Origin of the sequence: Nocardiopsis dassonvillei, assembly GCF_964273065.1 — a bacterium.
GTDB classification, from domain to species: Bacteria; Actinomycetota; Actinomycetes; order Streptosporangiales; family Streptosporangiaceae; genus Nocardiopsis; species Nocardiopsis dassonvillei_B.
Genome location: NZ_OZ186815.1, coordinates 5,936,187 through 5,951,213, shown reverse-complemented (window position 1 = coordinate 5,951,213; position 15,027 = coordinate 5,936,187). Strand labels below are relative to the sequence as shown.

Genomic DNA, 15,027 nt, shown 5'->3' with positions numbered 1-15,027 from the left:
GTGCGGTGCGTGTACTCAACGCTGCACCTTTCTTACGTGCGGGGGACGGATGTGAACTCGCGAGTGATGTTGTGAAGTAGACCCCGGAGCAGCCTTGTCGTCAACTCCTGAACACATAACCGAAACATCACGGATCTTGCGTTCAGACTATAAAATCAAAGAAATCCCAGCTCAGAGCACATCCCCGAAGAGGCGCACTCCCCCAGCATGCACGTAAAGAACACGTGCGAACACAAAGGGGTAGTACAAAGCTTCACCACGGAAGGGTCAAGAAGGGGCCTTCGGTGGCGGTGCGTGTCTCAGTGGGTGCTCTGCGCGGCCAGGCGCAGGGCCCCGTACAGGGAGGCGTCGCGGCCCAGCGCGCTCGGCACCAGCTCCAGCCGGGACAGGGCGCTGCCCAGCGCCCCCAGCTCCATCGCCCGCCGCATCGGGTCGAGCAGCAGCTCACCCGCCTCGGACAGCTCGCCGCCGACGATCACCCGGTCGGGGTTGAACAGGTTGGCCATGATCGCCACGCCCTGGCCCAGCGCCGTGCCCGCCTCCGCGATGATGCGGCGGCACCCCGGGTCGCCCGAACGGGCGGCGCCCACCAGGTCCCCGACACCGGCCGGGCCGGGGCCGTGGGAGACGTAGGAGTTCTGCGGCAGCATGTCCATCAGGTATCCGGCACCCACGAACGTCTCCAGGCAGCCGCGGTTGCCGCAGCGGCACACCTGGCCGCGCGGGTCCAGCGCGATGTGCCCGACCTCGCCCGCGGTGCCGCCCGCCCCGCGGAACAGTCCGCCCGAGACGATGATGCCCGCACCCACCCCGTCGCCGATGACCAGGTGGATGAGGTGCTCGGCGCCCCGGCCCGCCCCCCTGTGGAGTTCGGCCAGGACCGCGAGGTTGGCGTCGTTCTCTGGGACGACCGGGACGCCCAGCCTCTCGCCCAGCACCTCGCCGGGCCGGAACCCCGCCCACCGCGGCAGGCAGGAGATACCGCCGACCTCACCGGTGTGCGGGTCGATCGGACCGGGCACCGACGCCACCACCGAGGCCACCGTGGACAGGTCGATGCGGGCCCGCAGCAGCGTGGTCTCCGCCAGCCAGGAGGCGCGGCGCACCCCGCGGTCGGGGTCGGCGGCCACGTCGTAGTCGATCTCCTCGCGGGCCAGCATGTTGCCCTCGCTGTCCCCGACGGCGACCGTGACCCGTTCGGGGGCGAAGTCGACCGCCACCACCGTGCCGGGCGGGCGCACCAGGGTGACGGCGCGGGCCCGGCGGCCGTTGGAGGAGGTGTCGTGGACCGAGACCGTGCCCGCGGCCCGCAGGCCGCGCACGATGTTGGAGACACTGGCCGCGGACAGGCCCGTGGCCCGGGCCAGCTCGGCCTGGGTGCGGGTGCCGTCGCGGCGCAGGACCTCGACGACCCGGCGCTCGTTGGCCTGCCGCAGAGCGGACTGGGACCCCGGCGTCACTGCGGTGTCGGTCACCGGGTGTCCCCTTCGATCGGTCGCGGCACGGCACGGTCGTGCCTCCCGTGTCGAATGCTACAAGGATTGAACGCAAGCGGAAACCGCTCACCTGAACACGTTAGGGTCCGAACGTGACCGTGCTGCGTTTGGCGACCGACCAGGACGAATGGGACATCCGGCTCGCCGCGGCCGTCCCCGGCGGCCGCGTGCGCGTCGTCGCCGTGGAGGGCCGCTCCGGTTCGGGCAAGAGCACGGTGGCGGAGCGGCTGCGGGCCGCGCTGGCCCGGCGGGGCACGGCCGCGGCGGTACTGCCGATGGAGGACCTGTACCCGGGCTGGCACGGGCTGGCGCGGGCCCCGGAACTGCTCGTGGAGTGGGTGCTGGAGCCGCTGCGCGCCGGGGGTACGGCGCGCTGGCGGCGCTACGACTGGGAGCGCGGGGTGTTCTCCGGGGAGGAGGCCGCGCTGCCCGGGCCGGTGGCGGCGGGCGGGGTCCTGGTGGTGGAGGGGTGCGGGTCCGGCGCGCGGATCGTGCGCCCGCACCTGGACCTGTCGGTGTGGGTGGACGCACCCGACGCGGTGCGCGCCCGCCGCCTGGACTCCCGCGCGGACGCCGGGCTGTACGCCCCCTACCGGCGGGTCTGGGCCGACCAGGAGGCGGAGTTCTACGCGGCCGAGCGCCCCCGGGAGCACGCCGACGTCCTGGTCGACAACGCCCGGGGGCCCGGTCTCACCACACCTCGGCCCTGACCGGGGCGACGAACGCGGTGATCCGCTCCAGGACGTCGGGGTCGGCGAGGATGCGGTTGTGCCCGAGGCCGACCGTGCCGACCATCCGGGCCCCCGCCCCCATCGCGGCGAGGACGCGCACGGATTCGGAGTGGGAGATCATCGGGTCGTCGACGTCGTGGAACAGCAGTACCGGCACCTCCAGGGCGTCGGCGTCGCGGACGGTGGCGTAGCGCTTCCAGACGTCCCGGTCGCCGTCGAAGAGCGCGTCCTCGATGGCGCGGCGCAGGGCCCGGTTCACCCGCGGCCCCCAGCCGTGGGCGGCGACGAAGCCGTCCAGGGTGGCCTCGAAGTCCGCCATCGCCGACAGCAGGACCAGCCGGTCGGTGCGGATCCCCTCGCGCACCAGGTGGGTGGCGAACAGTGCGCCCAGCGAGTGGCCGACCACGGCGGCGAAGTCGCCGTGCCGCTCCTGGAGCAGGCGGGCGACGGCCAGTGCGTCCAGGACGGTCCCGGCGGGGCCGCCGGTGGCCCCGTGGCCGGGAGCGTCCCAGGAGACGACGGTGTGCCCGGCGGCGGTGAGGGCGCGCACCAGCGGGGCCAGCCGGGAGGCGCGCGAGCCCCAGCCGTGGACCAGGAGCACGGGGCGGGATCCGGTGCCCCAGGTGTAGGCGGCGACCCGCCAGGACCGGTGGCCGAGGTACTCGACGCGGGCCCGCTCGTGCACGTCGCGGTCGCGGCCGACCTCGGAGGTGTCGCCCGGGTCGGTCCACAGGCGCAGGGCCCGCTCGCCGGCCACGCGCGGGGCGGTGACGGCCAGGACTTCCAGTTCGATCGGGTGGGGGCCGGTGGTGGTCATGGTGTTCCTTCTTTCTCGGATCTGCGGTTCGGGCCGGGCGGAGCGGGGCGGTGCCGTCATCTCCCGGGGACGGGGACGGGGGCGGGCCGGTCGGTGCCCTGGACGAAGGAGGTGATGGCGTCCAGGTGCTCCCGTTCGAACAGGGCTCCGCTGTGGCCCAGTCCGGTGGTGGCGATCATCCGCCCCCTCCCCGCGAGGTGTTCCAGGGTGCGCAGGGAGTGCGCGAAGGGCACGACCGGGTCGGTGTCGTCGTGCAGCAGGAGGAAGGGCTGCTCCAGGGTGTCGATCCGGTGGGTGGTGGAGAAGCGCTCCCACACCGTCGGATCGGCGTCGAAGTAGCGGCGCTCCACGGCCGAGCGCAGTGCCTCCAGGGCGCGGGGCCCCAGGCGCAGGGCGTCGGAGAACGCGGTGAGGAGGTAGTCGAAGTCCGAGACCCCGGCGAGGAGGACCACCCGGTCGGCCTCGACGCCCTCGCGCAGGGCGTGGACCGCGAAGGGCGCGCCCATCGAGTGGGCGACGACGGCGTGGAAGCGGCCGTGGCGGTCCTGGAGGAGGCGCTGGATCCGGAGCGCGTCGAGGATGGTTCCCAGCGGCCCGCCCGTCGCCCCGTGGCCGGGGGCGTCCCAGGACACCGGGCCGTAGCCGAGGTCGACCAGGCGCCGGATGAGCGGTGCGAAGCGCAGGGCGCGCGAGCGCCAGCCGTGGGTGAGCAGGACGGGGCGGGCGGTGTCGCCCCAGGCGTAGGTGGCCACGTCCCAGCGGCCGACGCGGACCGTCGCGGTGTCGGCGGTGTCGTGCAGTTCCCGGTCCTCGTCGGGGATCGCCCGGGGCGGGCCGGGGGCCGCCCACATCCTGCGGGCCAGGGACCCGGCCAGGCGCGGGGCGGGGAGTGCCAGCGCGTTGACGGCGGCACCGACGAGGGGAAGGGGTTCGACCGCGCCCATGAGGGCTCCTCTGCTTCACAAACTATGCGAACGATCGTATTATTTGTTTGAAAGACCACTGCCGTCAAGTAGCGGCTATTCTGACCTGGTAACCGACCAGTCGTTCTAACAAGGGCCGCCCGGCAGAGGGCGGTGCGGGAGGTGCGCGTGACGACTCGGACCGACGGCCGCGTACAGCGGGGCGACCAGACGCGGCGTGCCGTGCTGCGCCGCGCGGTGGAGATCGCCTCGGTGGAGGGGCTGGAGGGACTCTCCCTGGGCCGCCTGGCCAAGGAGCTCGAGGTGAGCAAGAGCGGGGTGTTCGCCCACTTCGGCTCCAAGGAGGAGCTGCAGCTGGCCGCGATCCGCGCCGGGCGCCGCATCTTCGCCGACCACGTGGTGAGCGGGGCCATGGGGGCCCGGCCCGGCCTCACCCGGCTGTGGCGGCTGTTCGAGGACTGGTCCGCCTACTCACAGGGACGGGTGTTCCCGGGCGGCTGCTTCTTCTACACCGTCAACGCCGAGTTCGAGTCCCGCCCCGGCCGGGTGCGCGACACCCTGGTCGCGATCCGCCGCGAGTGGCGCGACCTGCTCACCCGCAGCGCCACCGACGCCGTGCAGCTGGGCGAGCTGGCCGCCGACACCGACGTGGAGCTGCTGGTGTTCGAGCTGGCCTCGTTCCTGGAGACCGCCAACTCCGACTCCCTGCTGGAGGACGACCTGGAGCGGCCCTACAGGCTGGCCCGCGCCGCCGTCGCCGCCCGCCTGTCGGCCCTGGCCACCGCGGACGCGCCCCGTCCCTGGGAGGAGGACGCCGCCGGAGCCTGACCGGCCCCGCCGCCGGGGGCGGCCCGGGTCCCGTCCTCGGCCTCACCGGGGAACACCCCGCCGGAACCACCGCGGCCGGGCGAGCGCACCGGGCGGTGACCGCCCACCGTGCGCGGAGCGGGGCCGTCCGTCTCCGCGGTCCCGTGCACGAAGGACCTTCCTGTTCCGATGTCGGGGGATTCGGGGGCGGGGGTGCCGGTCAGCCGCCGGTGATGCGGCGGGCATGGACCAGGTCGGCGCGGATGCGCTCCACTCCCGAGGTCAGCTCGGGCAGCTGGGCGGCGGTGTTGTTGAGCTCCATCACCCGCTGCCCGCGGCGCACCGGGTCGCCGTAGCCGATCCGCAGCACCACCGAGAGCACGACCGATGCCGTCAGCGCCAGGACCGACAGCGTCACCAGCAGGTCGCCGAACCACTCGGCCTGGCCGGACATGCCGATGACGAGCCCGAGCGGGAAGCCGAAGAGGGCGTAGTTGCAGTACCGGCGGATCCGGAAGAAGCGCTGCTGCTGCACGACCTTGGCGTGCAGCGCCTCGTGCTCGGTGGCGACCCTGGTGTAGCGGTCCTCCCAGTACCGGCGCTGGCGGGAGAGCGCCTGGAGGGTGGGGACGGCGCCGTAGATCGCGGCGGCGTGGCCCACGCCCGCCGGTCCGGGGGACGCCTCCACCCGGCGCCACAGGATGTCGATCCACTCCCCCACGCCGGTGTCGCCGCCGTCCTGGGGCGGGACCATCCGCTCGGGGTGCAGCAGGAAGGCGAGGATCAGCGCCGGGTTCACGTTGGGGCTCGCCGACCGCCATCCGGTGAGGCTGCCGGTCAGCTCCCGGTGGAAGGTGTTCCCGGCGTGCTCGGCGACGTCGAGGGCGTCGGCCAGGCGCTGGTGGGCCGCGGGGTCCGGGCCGTGGTGCATGCCCATGGTGCGCAGGACCTCGGGGCGGGCCAGCAGCGCCATCTCGTTGGCCAGCGGAGCACCGGTGATGACGGGGCGCGGGTCGGAGAAGAGGCCGCCCAGTTCGGCCAGGGTGGCGCCGCGGCCGCGGAAGGCCGGCGGCAGGTCGGGGCGGGTCTGGGCGATGAAGGAGGCCACGGCCAGGTTGGCGTCGTCGGCGTGGCGGCGGAACAGGGAGCGGTCGACGACGGTGTCGCCCAGGTCGTCCATGAGCCAGGCGCCCAGGGCGGCGCGCTCGGTGGGGTCCCCGAAGACCCGGACCGCCGCCGCCCAGTTGCCCTGCATGGCCTCGGCCAGGGCGCCGGGGTCGGTGAAGCGGACGCCTGCGAAGTGGTACGGGGGCACCCCGCCGAGGCCGGTGTGGTACCCGGACGCGCCGGTGCTCCCGGGGCCCGGCTGCGGGGCGGGCGGCATCTGCGGCGGGGCGGAGGCCCCGGCCACCGCGGGCGCTGCGGGCTCGGCCGCGACCGACCGCGTGTAGGCGCGGGTGGGGTCGACGCCCTGCGGCGGGGCGATCCGGGTGGGATCGACCCCGGAGGCGGGGGCCACCCGCGTGGGCTCCACGGCAGGCGCCGGCGCCACCCGCGTGGGGTCCACGCCGGAGACCGGAGCCACCACCGTCGGGTTCACGGCGCCCCCCGGGGCCGGGACCCCGTTCCCGGGGCCGGCGATGAGCAGGTTGAGCAGGGAGGAGGCGTCCGGGCGCCGGTCCGGGTCCTTGTCCAGGCAGAGCTCGATGACACCCCGCAGGGGTTCGTCGAGGCCGTCCAGGTCGGGGCCGCCGCTGAGGATGCGGGCGATGCGCGAGGCCTGGGTGGGCGCCTGGAAGGCCTCCCGCCCGGTGGCGGCGTAGACCATGACCGCGCCCCAGGCGAAGACGTCGACGGCCGAGGTGAGGCGTGCGCCCTCGAGCTGCTCGGGCGCCATGTACCCGATGGTGCCCACGACCCCGCTGGCGGTCACCGAGGTGGCCTCCACCGCGCGGGCGATACCGAAGTCGATCACCCGCGGTCCGTCCGCCGCCAGCATGATGTTGTCCGGCTTCAGGTCCCGGTGCACCACCCCCGCGGCATGGATCGCCGCCAGCGCGGTCGCGGTGTTCACCGCCAGCCGCTGCAGCTCCACCCCGCGCCGCGGCCCCTGCTCGGCGACCGCGCGCTGGAGGGTGGGCCCGTCGATGTACTCGGTGGCGATCCACGGCTGCTCCGCCTCCGGATCGGCGTCCAGGATCGCCGCGATGCAGAACCCGCTCACCCGCCGGGCCTGCTCCACCTCCGCCGCGAACCGGCGGCGCATGTCCGCGTCACCCGCCCACGAGGCGTGCAGCACCTTGACAGCGGCCCGGGTCCCGTCCTCGGCCTCACCGAGGAACACCTCGCCGAAACCACCGCGGCCGAGCGAGCGCACCAGGCGGTAACCGCCCACGGTGCGCGGAGCGGAGTCCTCTGCGGGGTCGTCCAACATCATGCCTTTCACGGATCTCACGGGTCGGCGGCGGTACGCCGGGGCGGCGGCCGGGATGCGCGGGGCAGGGGCTTCGGCGCTCGTGGACGCGGGCCGCCGCGGTGCGGCGGCCGTCCGGGGCCGGCGGAGCCGACGGGGACGGGGACGCGCCCTGCCCGCATCGGCCGCTTTTCCGGGACCACCTTACGCCGGATCACCGCCCCGGCCGCAACGGCGGCCGCGTGGTCCCGCCCCCGCCGCGGTCAGCGGGCGGCCCGGTGGCCGCCGCGCAGGATCCGCTCGACCAGGTCGTCGCCGAGCGTCCCGTAACCGGTGGCCGCCCAGACGCTGTACTCGGCGGGCACCTCGTAGTAGGGGACCGAGCGGCCCTCGTGCTCGGCGGGCAGCACCGTGGGCCGGAGCCGGTCGCGCACGGCGCGGGCGCACTCCGCGCACAGCGGAACGCGGATGGTGCGCAGCCCGCCGAACTCGCGCCACTGGGTCTGCCGGGTGTCGTTGCCGTGCAGCGGGTTGGCGTAGCAGGGCCGGCGCGGGGTGCGCAGCCCGGCCAGGGCGTCCTCGGCCAGGTCCAGCAGGACGAGCACGCCGACCGCGTCGGGCAGGGTCGGGCCCTCCTGGGCCATGCGGTCGTGGACGCGGGCGGCGGCGTCCCGGGCGTCCAGGGCGCGGGAGAGGTTCTGCGGAGCGGCACCGTTGGCCTCGCTGAGCCGCTCCCCCAGTTCGATGAGGTCGCGCGCACCGCGCTCGACCAGCGAGTCCAGCTGGGCTCGGTCGGCGTTGTCGAACGCCGCGTGCTGGGCGATCGGCACGGCGGCGCGCCGGCCGAACAGCCCGGGGCGGGACCGGGCGGCGAGCCGGTACAGCGGGAAGGCCACGGCGAGCAGGAGTGCGAGCGCCACCGCTCCCACGATCCACGGGTTCCACCACCGGGCGGGCATGAGGTTGCCGCTCGGCGGTTCTCCCGCCCTGTCGTAGTAGGCCTGCTGCGCCGCCTCGTAGGCGGCTTCGGGGTCGTCGGAGAGGGCTGCCTCGACGGCCGCCTCCACCAGGGCCGGCAGGGTCTTCTGCCCGCCCATGGTCTTGTAGCTCGCGGCCAGGGACCCGTAGAAGGCGGGCTTGGACCAGTCGTCCGGGGCCGTGCCCAGGTCGTGGCCCTCCAGGTCGCCGCGGCGGTCGTAGATCAGGAAGTGCCGCTCGCCGCCGCCCATGCGGTCGTGCACGGCCGAGGCCAGCGCTTCGCCCTCCCCGTCCCATTCGTCACCCTCCGCCAGGGGGACGACGATGACGTACAGGTCCAGGTCGTGCCGGTCGATCATCGACACGACGCGCTCGCGGGCCTCCGCCGCGTAGGCGCTCTCGTAGGCGGGGTCGACGTGGACGGGCGAGTCGGCCAGGGCGTCGGCGATCACCTGCGCCGGGCTCGCGGCCTCCTCCGCGGCGGTCGCCTCCGCCGGGGCCGGGGACGCGGTGTCGGCCAGGGCCGGGGCTCCGGCCAGGGACGCGGCCAGGGCCAGGGCCGCGACCGGGATCGCGGCCCGTCGGCGCGGGGGCGTGCGGGGGTCAGTGGACACGGTTCTCCTCGAGCAGCAGGTCGACCAGGTGTCGGGGCCGGTCCGCCCCGAAGGAATGACGGATCCACGGGTCATCCGGTTTCGCCCGGTAGGAGTGGGATGTACCGCGGCCGCGCAGCCGCAGGATCCGCTTCACCCGTTCGTCGTCGGGAAGGCGGGCGCAGTCCGCGCACAGGGGGACCCGGCCTCCGATCCGGGACCTGGCCCGCTCGGTGGCGAACGGGTGGAGCGGGTCCACGGCGCAGGGCACGGTGTCGGCCCCGGGGTCCTGCGCCGCGGCCAGCACCCGGCGGCACAGCACCGCGGCACCGAGCAGGTCCAGCCCCCGGGGCGAGCGGTCCATGAGGATGAGGGCCGCCTCGGCCTGGGGCATGAACCCGGCGGGGATCCGGTCGGGCCCGTGCGCCACCAGCGCGCGCACCCGCCCGGCCTCCCGGCCCGCGATGCGCCGCAGCCTGCGCTCGCCCACGACGGCGGTCGGGGCACCGCTCCGAACGAGCCGGGGCAGGTGGACACCCGTGTAGACGAGGGCGATCAGGACGGCGGCCACGACCGGACCGACCAGCAGGAGCCCTCCGAAGAAGCCGCCCTCCCAGTAGCGCTCCGCACGGGGGCCGGGCAGGTGCACCTCGTCGTCGGCGAACAGGGGCCGGTACCCGTCCCCGGGCGTGAACTCCATCTCCGCCAGGTCGGCCGCCGCGCTCTCCAGCGCGGCGGCCGGGGTCGGCTCCTCGCTGTAGGCCATGGGGTACCACAGCTCGTAGGGGTCGACCTCCAGCCCGCGGGCGGCCGCGCCGATGTCGGGGGCGTCGATCCCGGGTCCGACGACCAGGTAGACGCCGTCCTCCTCGGCGACCGCGGCCAGCGCCGCGGCCAGGACCTCCGGGTCGCCGCCGGCCTCGTCCTCGTGCGACAGCGGCACGACCGCCGCGTACACCGGGACCGGCGCCCGCTCCAGCAGGGCGGGGACCCCCTCCAGCCCCTCGCGGGTCAGGGGCATGATCGGGTCGACGTAGAGAGGGCCCTCCGCGAGGGCGGCGGCGATGTGCTCGACCCGGCCGGTCGAGACGACGTACGGCGGCTCCTGGCGGACCAGGTCCTCGGGGTCGGCGACCTCGTGTCCGCCGACGGGCGCGTCCATCGTGTAGTTGTAGGTGGCGGTGACGAGTGCGCCGCCCGCCGAGAGGGCCGCCAGGACCGCGATGGTGGGGACCACGATCCGGCCGCGCCGCAGCCCCCGCCAGGCGGTCCAGCCCGCACCCACCAGGAGGGCGCCGGCCACCGAGCCCACGAGGAAGCCGAGGTTCTCGGGGCCGTTGTAGCGGGTGGGGTCGATGTCGGCGCGGAACTCGGCCCAGAACCCCTCTCCCTCGCCCCGCTCGGCGAACTCCTCGGGGGGTCCGCCTCCGGTCAGTCCGGCGACCAGGACCCGGGCCACCTCGTGGGCGGGGACGCCGTACAGGTCCGCCTCGTACACGGCGTCCCGGGCGCCGTCCACCGACAGGTCGGTCCCGTAGACGCGCAGTTCGGTGAACCCGCCCGAGGCCGGCAGGACGGCGTAGACGCCGTCGGCGCCGAGCCGGTCGTGCACGGCGGGCAGGATCTGGCCCGTCCCGGCGCCGCTGCCCGCGCCGAGGTAGGGGGTGACCACCACGTGGTAGGGCACCCCCAGGGGCTCGAAGGCCTCGTGGATCCCGCGTTCGATCTCCTCCGGCGGGACGGGGCCGCCCGTGGCGCCGTCCACCACGACCGCGGCGCCCGCGGGCTGTTCGGCGAGCAGCCCGGCGAAGTGCTCGGCGTAGGTCGCCTGCGGGGCGACCCCGGGGGCGGTTCCGCCGCCGGTGGTGTCGGCCGCGGCGGGGGCGGACAAAAGGAGCAGGACCGGCACCACCGTGAGGAGCAGGGCGCGGAGCGGGCCGCGGGCACGGTGAGGGATGGGCATGGGCAGAGCATAGCCCCCTGTTGCGGACAGCCCTTACCCGGTGCCACCTGCGTCCCGAAGGTCCGCGAGGGAAGGGAAAGGGGCCGCCACCGTCGGTCGGACGGTGGCGGCCCCGTGAACCGCGCGCCGCGCCGGTCGGGCACGGCAGCGGAGTCGCGGTGACTACTCGGCGATCAGCTGGCGCAGCACGTACTGCAGGATGCCGCCGTTGCGGTAGTAGTCGGCCTCACCGGGGGTGTCGATGCGCACCACGGCGTCGAACTCGACGCCGGTGTCGGTGCTCACCTTCACCGTGGCGGGGATGCGGCCCTCGTTCAGCTCGGTCACACCGGTGATGGAGAAGGTCTCCTCGCCGGTCAGGCCGAGGGAGTCCGCGCTCTGCCCCTCGGGGAACTGCAGGGGCAGGACGCCCATGCCGATGAGGTTGGAGCGGTGGATGCGCTCGTAGGACTCGGTGATGACCGCGCGCACGCCCAGCAGGCTGGTGCCCTTGGCCGCCCAGTCACGGGACGAGCCCGAGCCGTACTCCTTGCCGCCCAGGACGACCAGCGGGGTGCCCTGCGCGGCGTAGTTCTGCGCGGCGTCGTAGATGAACGACACCGGGGCGTCGGGCAGGGTGAAGTCGCGGGTGTAGCCGCCCTCGGTGCCCGGCGCGATCTGGTTGCGCAGGCGGATGTTGGCGAAGGTACCGCGGATCATCACCTCGTGGTTGCCGCGACGGGAACCGTAGGAGTTGAAGTCGCGGCGCTCCACGCCGTGGGCCTTGAGGTACTCGGCCGCCGGGGTGCCCGGCTTGATCGCACCGGCCGGGGAGATGTGGTCGGTGGTGACCGAGTCTCCCAGCTTGGCCAGGACGCGGGCGCCGGTGATGTCGGTGACCGGGGCCGGGGTCGGCGCCATGCCCTCGAAGTACGGGGGCTTGCGGACGTAGGTCGACTCGCCGTCCCACTCGAAGGTGTTGCCGGTCGGGGTCGGCAGCGAGCGCCAGCGCTCGTCGCCGGCGAAGACGTCCGCGTAGGCCGACTCGTACATGTCGGCGGCGATCGCGGAGTCCATGACCTCCTGGATCTCCTCGGCGGTCGGCCAGATGTCGGCCAGGTAGACGGGCTGACCGTCCTTGCCGGTGCCCAGGGACTCGGTGGTGATGTCGATGTCGAGGGACCCGGCCAGGGCGTAGGCGACCACCAGCGGCGGCGAGGCCAGGTAGTTCATCTTGACGTCCGGGTTGATCCGGCCCTCGAAGTTGCGGTTGCCGGACAGCACGGCGGTGACGGCCAGGTCGTTGTCCTGGACGGCCTTGGAGATCTCCTCCGGCAGCGGGCCGGAGTTGCCGATGCAGGTGGTGCAGCCGTAGCCGACCAGGTTGAAGCCCAGCTTGTCCAGGTACGGGGTCAGGCCGGAGCGCTCGTAGTAGTCGGTGACGACCTTGGAGCCCGGGGCCATGGAGGTCTTGACCCACGGCTTGCGGGACAGGCCCTTCTCCACCGCCTTCTTGGCCAGCAGGGCGGCGCCCAGCATGACCGAGGGGTTGGAGGTGTTGGTGCAGGAGGTGATCGCGGCGATCACGACGGCGCCGTGGTCGATCTCGGTCTCGGTGCCGTCGGCCATGGTGACCTTGACGGGCTTGTGCGGGCGCGCGCCGTTGGCGCCCTGCGCCGGGGCGTCGGAGGCCGGGAAGGACTCCTCGCCCGCCTCGTCGACCTCGTCCTCGACGTAGTTGCGGACGTCGTGGCGCCAGGTCTGCTTGGCCTCGGCCAGGACGATGCGGTCCTGCGGGCGCTTGGGGCCGGCGATCGACGGGACGACGTCGCCGAGGTCGAGCTCCAGGTACTCGGAGAACTCGGGCTCGTTGGCCGGGTCGTGCCAGAAGCCGTTGGCCTTGGCGTAGGCCTCGGTCAGGGCGACCTGCTGCTCGGAGCGGCCGGTCAGGCGCATGTAGCGGATGGTCTCGTCGTCGATCGGGAAGATCGCGGCGGTGGAGCCGAACTCGGGGCTCATGTTGCCGATGGTGGCGCGGTTGGCCAGCGGCACGGAGGTGACGCCCTCGCCGTAGAACTCGACGAACTTGCCGACCACGCCGTGCTTGCGCAGCAGCTCGGTGATGGTGAGCACCAGGTCGGTGGCGGTGGTGCCGGGCTTGAGCTGGCCGGTGAGCTTGAAGCCGACCACGCGCGGGATGAGCATGGAGATCGGCTGGCCGAGCATGGCGGCCTCCGCCTCGATGCCGCCGACGCCCCAGCCCAGGATGCCCAGGCCGTTCTGCATGGTGGTGTGGGAGTCGGTGCCGACGCAGGTGTCGGGGTAGGCCTGGCCGTTGCGGCTCATGGTGACGCGCGCGAGGTGCTCGATGTTGGCCTGGTGGACGATGCCGGTGCCGGGCGGGACGACCTTGAACTCGTCGAACGCGGTCTGGCCCCAGCGCAGGAACTTGTAGCGCTCCTGGTTGCGCTCGTACTCGATCTCGACGTTGCGCTCGAAGGCGTCGGGGGTGCCGAAGAGGTCGACGATGACGGAGTGGTCGATCACCAGCTCGGCGGGGGCGAGCGGGTTGATCTTGTCCGGGTCGCCGCCCATGTCGCGGACGGCCTCGCGCATGGTGGCGAGGTCGACGACGCAGGGGACGCCGGTGAAGTCCTGCATGATCACCCGGGCCGGGGTGAACTGGATCTCCTGGCTGGGCTGGGCCTTGGAGTCCCAGCCGGCCAGGGCGCGGATGTGGTCGGCGGTGACGTTCGCGCCGTCCTCGGTGCGCAGAAGGTTCTCCAGGAGGACCTTCAGGCTGTAGGGAAGCCGGTTGGAGCCCTCCACGGAGTCCAACCGGAAGATCTCGTACGACTCGTCGCCAACGCGCAACGTGTCACGGGCGCCGAAGCTGTTCGCGGACACGGTGTCTGCCTCCTGATCTCGCCACTTTGTCCCTGGCATCCTGCCCCATCGGGCGGGTGCGGGACCCACTGAGGCCGCCCTAACCGGTCGCCGGGTGGACGGAGGGCCGCGGGGGTGTCCTCCGACCGTATCCGACCTCTCGGAAGCGGCCATGACCTGCAACGACACCATTCGCCGCAGGCCAGGCGGTCCGCTGCGCGCGGACGCCCGTGATGCTCGGGTCCGGGAGACGCCGAGAGGTCGACGTCACACACCCGGGTCCGGCCCGGGTCGGGGGGAACCCTCTTTTTATCTTGATATCAAGTTATCCCACTTGTATCTCGATATCAAGTTATCGTGGCGCCGCCCGGCACCCGTCGGCGCCCCGCCGTGTTCTCCCCGGAAACCGCTCCTCCGGAGCCCGCCCGCCCCCTCGCACGCGACGTCCGCGGTCAGTCCAGCTGCGGAGCGACCGCGGAGGCCACCAGCTCCAGGTGCTCCAGGTCCGCCATGTCCAGCAGCTGGAGGTACATGCGCTCGGCGCCCAGCTCGGCGAACCGGCCGATCTTGTCCACCACCTCGTCGGGCGTGCCGGCCAGGCCGTTCGCCCGCAGCTCGTCCACCCGCCTGCCGATGCGCCCGGCCCGCCGGGCCACCTCGGCCTCGTCGCGCCCCACGCAGAGCACCTGCGCCGCGGAGTAGATGATCGGGTCGGTGCGCCCCACCGCCGCCGCGGCCGCCCGCGTCCGGTCGAAGGCGGCTCCGGTGTCGGCCACCGAGGCGAACGGCACGTTGTACTCGTCGGCGAACGCCGCCGCCAGCCGCGGGGTGCGGCGCGGACCGGTCCCGCCGATGAGCACCGGCGGCCGCGGGCTCTGCTCCGGCTTGGGCAGCGCGGGCCCCTCCGCCAGCCGGTAGTACTTGCCCTCGTACCGGAACGCGCCCCCGGCCGGCGTGGACCACAGGCCGGTGATGATGTCGAGCTGCTCCTCGTAGCGGTCGAACCGCTCCCGGGCCGTCGTCGGGAAGGGGATGCCGTAGGCGGCGTGCTCCTCCTCGAACCAGCCCGCGCCGAAGCCGAACTCCACCCGGCCGCCGCTCATCCGGTCCACCTGCGCGACCGCGATCGCCAGCGGCCCCGGGTAGCGGAACGTCGCCGCCGTCATCAGCGTCCCCAGGCGGATCCGGGAGGTCTCCCGGGCCAGCCCGGCCAGCGTGATCCAGGCGTCCGTGGGCCCGGGCAGGCCGTCACCGCCTCCCATGTGCAGATAGTGGTCCGAGCGGAAGAGGGCGTCGAACCCGAGTTCCTCGGTGGCCTCGGCCACGGCGAGCTGGTCCTCGTAAGTGGCCCCCTGCTGGGGCTCAAGGAAGATCCTCAGGCGCATAAACCCCATTTTCTCCCACCCGCGGGGACGATCTCCCCCCGGCGCGCGGGTAGCGT

The 15,027-nt window shown here is 73.7% G+C and carries 10 protein-coding genes; 2 read left to right on the top strand and 8 right to left on the bottom strand.

The window, feature by feature from the left end; all coding sequences use genetic code 11:
• Positions 1 to 299: 299 nt before the first annotated feature.
• Positions 300 to 1,475: an ROK family transcriptional regulator gene (locus ACSUPR_RS26490; protein ID WP_436887437.1), complete on the bottom strand. Its 1,176-nt coding sequence runs from the start codon at positions 1,473 to 1,475 to the stop codon at positions 300 to 302.
• 122 nt (positions 1,476 to 1,597) lie between these two features.
• On the opposite strand from ACSUPR_RS26490, the gene ACSUPR_RS26485 reads away from it, so the two are divergent.
• A complete protein-coding gene (locus tag ACSUPR_RS26485; protein WP_436892157.1) occupies positions 1,598 to 2,206 on the top strand; it encodes a uridine kinase family protein in 609 nt (202 codons plus the stop codon).
• On the opposite strand, the gene ACSUPR_RS26480 is transcribed toward ACSUPR_RS26485, so the two are convergent.
• Together ACSUPR_RS26480 and ACSUPR_RS26475 are read right to left on the bottom strand one after the other, a co-directional pair.
• On the bottom strand, positions 2,187 to 3,044 hold the full coding sequence (locus ACSUPR_RS26480) for an alpha/beta hydrolase (protein ID WP_436887436.1): 858 nt from the start codon (positions 3,042 to 3,044) through the stop codon (positions 2,187 to 2,189). The two genes, ACSUPR_RS26485 and ACSUPR_RS26480, sit on opposite strands and share 20 nt — an antisense overlap.
• Before the next feature lie 56 nt (positions 3,045 to 3,100).
• Positions 3,101 to 3,988 (bottom strand): alpha/beta hydrolase, encoded by an 888-nt coding sequence (locus ACSUPR_RS26475; protein ID WP_436887435.1) that lies wholly within the window; start codon positions 3,986 to 3,988, stop codon positions 3,101 to 3,103.
• Positions 3,989 to 4,135: 147 nt separating this feature from the next.
• Here ACSUPR_RS26475 and ACSUPR_RS26470 point away from each other — a divergent pair, with 147 nt between their 5' ends.
• A complete protein-coding gene (locus ACSUPR_RS26470; RefSeq protein WP_436887434.1) occupies positions 4,136 to 4,795 on the top strand; it encodes a TetR/AcrR family transcriptional regulator in 660 nt (219 codons plus the stop codon).
• Between the two features lie 199 nt (positions 4,796 to 4,994).
• On the opposite strand, the gene ACSUPR_RS26465 is transcribed toward ACSUPR_RS26470, so the two are convergent.
• From ACSUPR_RS26465 to ACSUPR_RS26445, 5 genes are all read right to left on the bottom strand, one after another.
• On the bottom strand, positions 4,995 to 7,211 hold the full coding sequence (locus tag ACSUPR_RS26465; RefSeq protein WP_436887433.1) for a protein kinase domain-containing protein: 2,217 nt from the start codon (positions 7,209 to 7,211) through the stop codon (positions 4,995 to 4,997).
• A gap of 239 nt (positions 7,212 to 7,450) precedes the next feature.
• Positions 7,451 to 8,779, bottom strand: a complete 1,329-nt coding sequence (locus tag ACSUPR_RS26460; RefSeq protein WP_436887432.1) for a hypothetical protein — start codon at positions 8,777 to 8,779, stop codon at positions 7,451 to 7,453.
• Positions 8,769 to 10,721 (bottom strand): hypothetical protein, encoded by a 1,953-nt coding sequence (locus ACSUPR_RS26455; protein ID WP_436887431.1) that lies wholly within the window; start codon positions 10,719 to 10,721, stop codon positions 8,769 to 8,771. The genes ACSUPR_RS26460 and ACSUPR_RS26455 overlap by 11 nt, the downstream gene beginning before the upstream one ends.
• Before the next feature lie 162 nt (positions 10,722 to 10,883).
• Entirely contained in the window at positions 10,884 to 13,607 is a 2,724-nt protein-coding gene (gene acnA / locus ACSUPR_RS26450) for an aconitate hydratase AcnA (protein WP_436887430.1), read from the bottom strand.
• Between the two features lie 431 nt (positions 13,608 to 14,038).
• Complete coding sequence (locus ACSUPR_RS26445) at positions 14,039 to 14,971, bottom strand: LLM class F420-dependent oxidoreductase (RefSeq protein WP_436887429.1); 933 nt, start codon at positions 14,969 to 14,971, stop codon at positions 14,039 to 14,041.
• Between the last annotated feature and the right edge of the window lie 56 nt (positions 14,972 to 15,027).

Coding starts and splice junctions, on each gene's coding strand:
- ACSUPR_RS26480 (WP_436887436.1), bottom strand. CDS start 3,044: ATGACCACCACCGGCCCCCACCCGATCGAACTGGAAGTCCTGGCCGTC.
- ACSUPR_RS26475 (WP_436887435.1), bottom strand. CDS start 3,988: ATGGGCGCGGTCGAACCCCTTCCCCTCGTCGGTGCCGCCGTCAACGCG.
- ACSUPR_RS26465 (WP_436887433.1), bottom strand. CDS start 7,211: ATGATGTTGGACGACCCCGCAGAGGACTCCGCTCCGCGCACCGTGGGC.
- ACSUPR_RS26455 (WP_436887431.1), bottom strand. CDS start 10,721: ATGCCCATCCCTCACCGTGCCCGCGGCCCGCTCCGCGCCCTGCTCCTC.
- ACSUPR_RS26445 (WP_436887429.1), bottom strand. CDS start 14,971: ATGCGCCTGAGGATCTTCCTTGAGCCCCAGCAGGGGGCCACTTACGAG.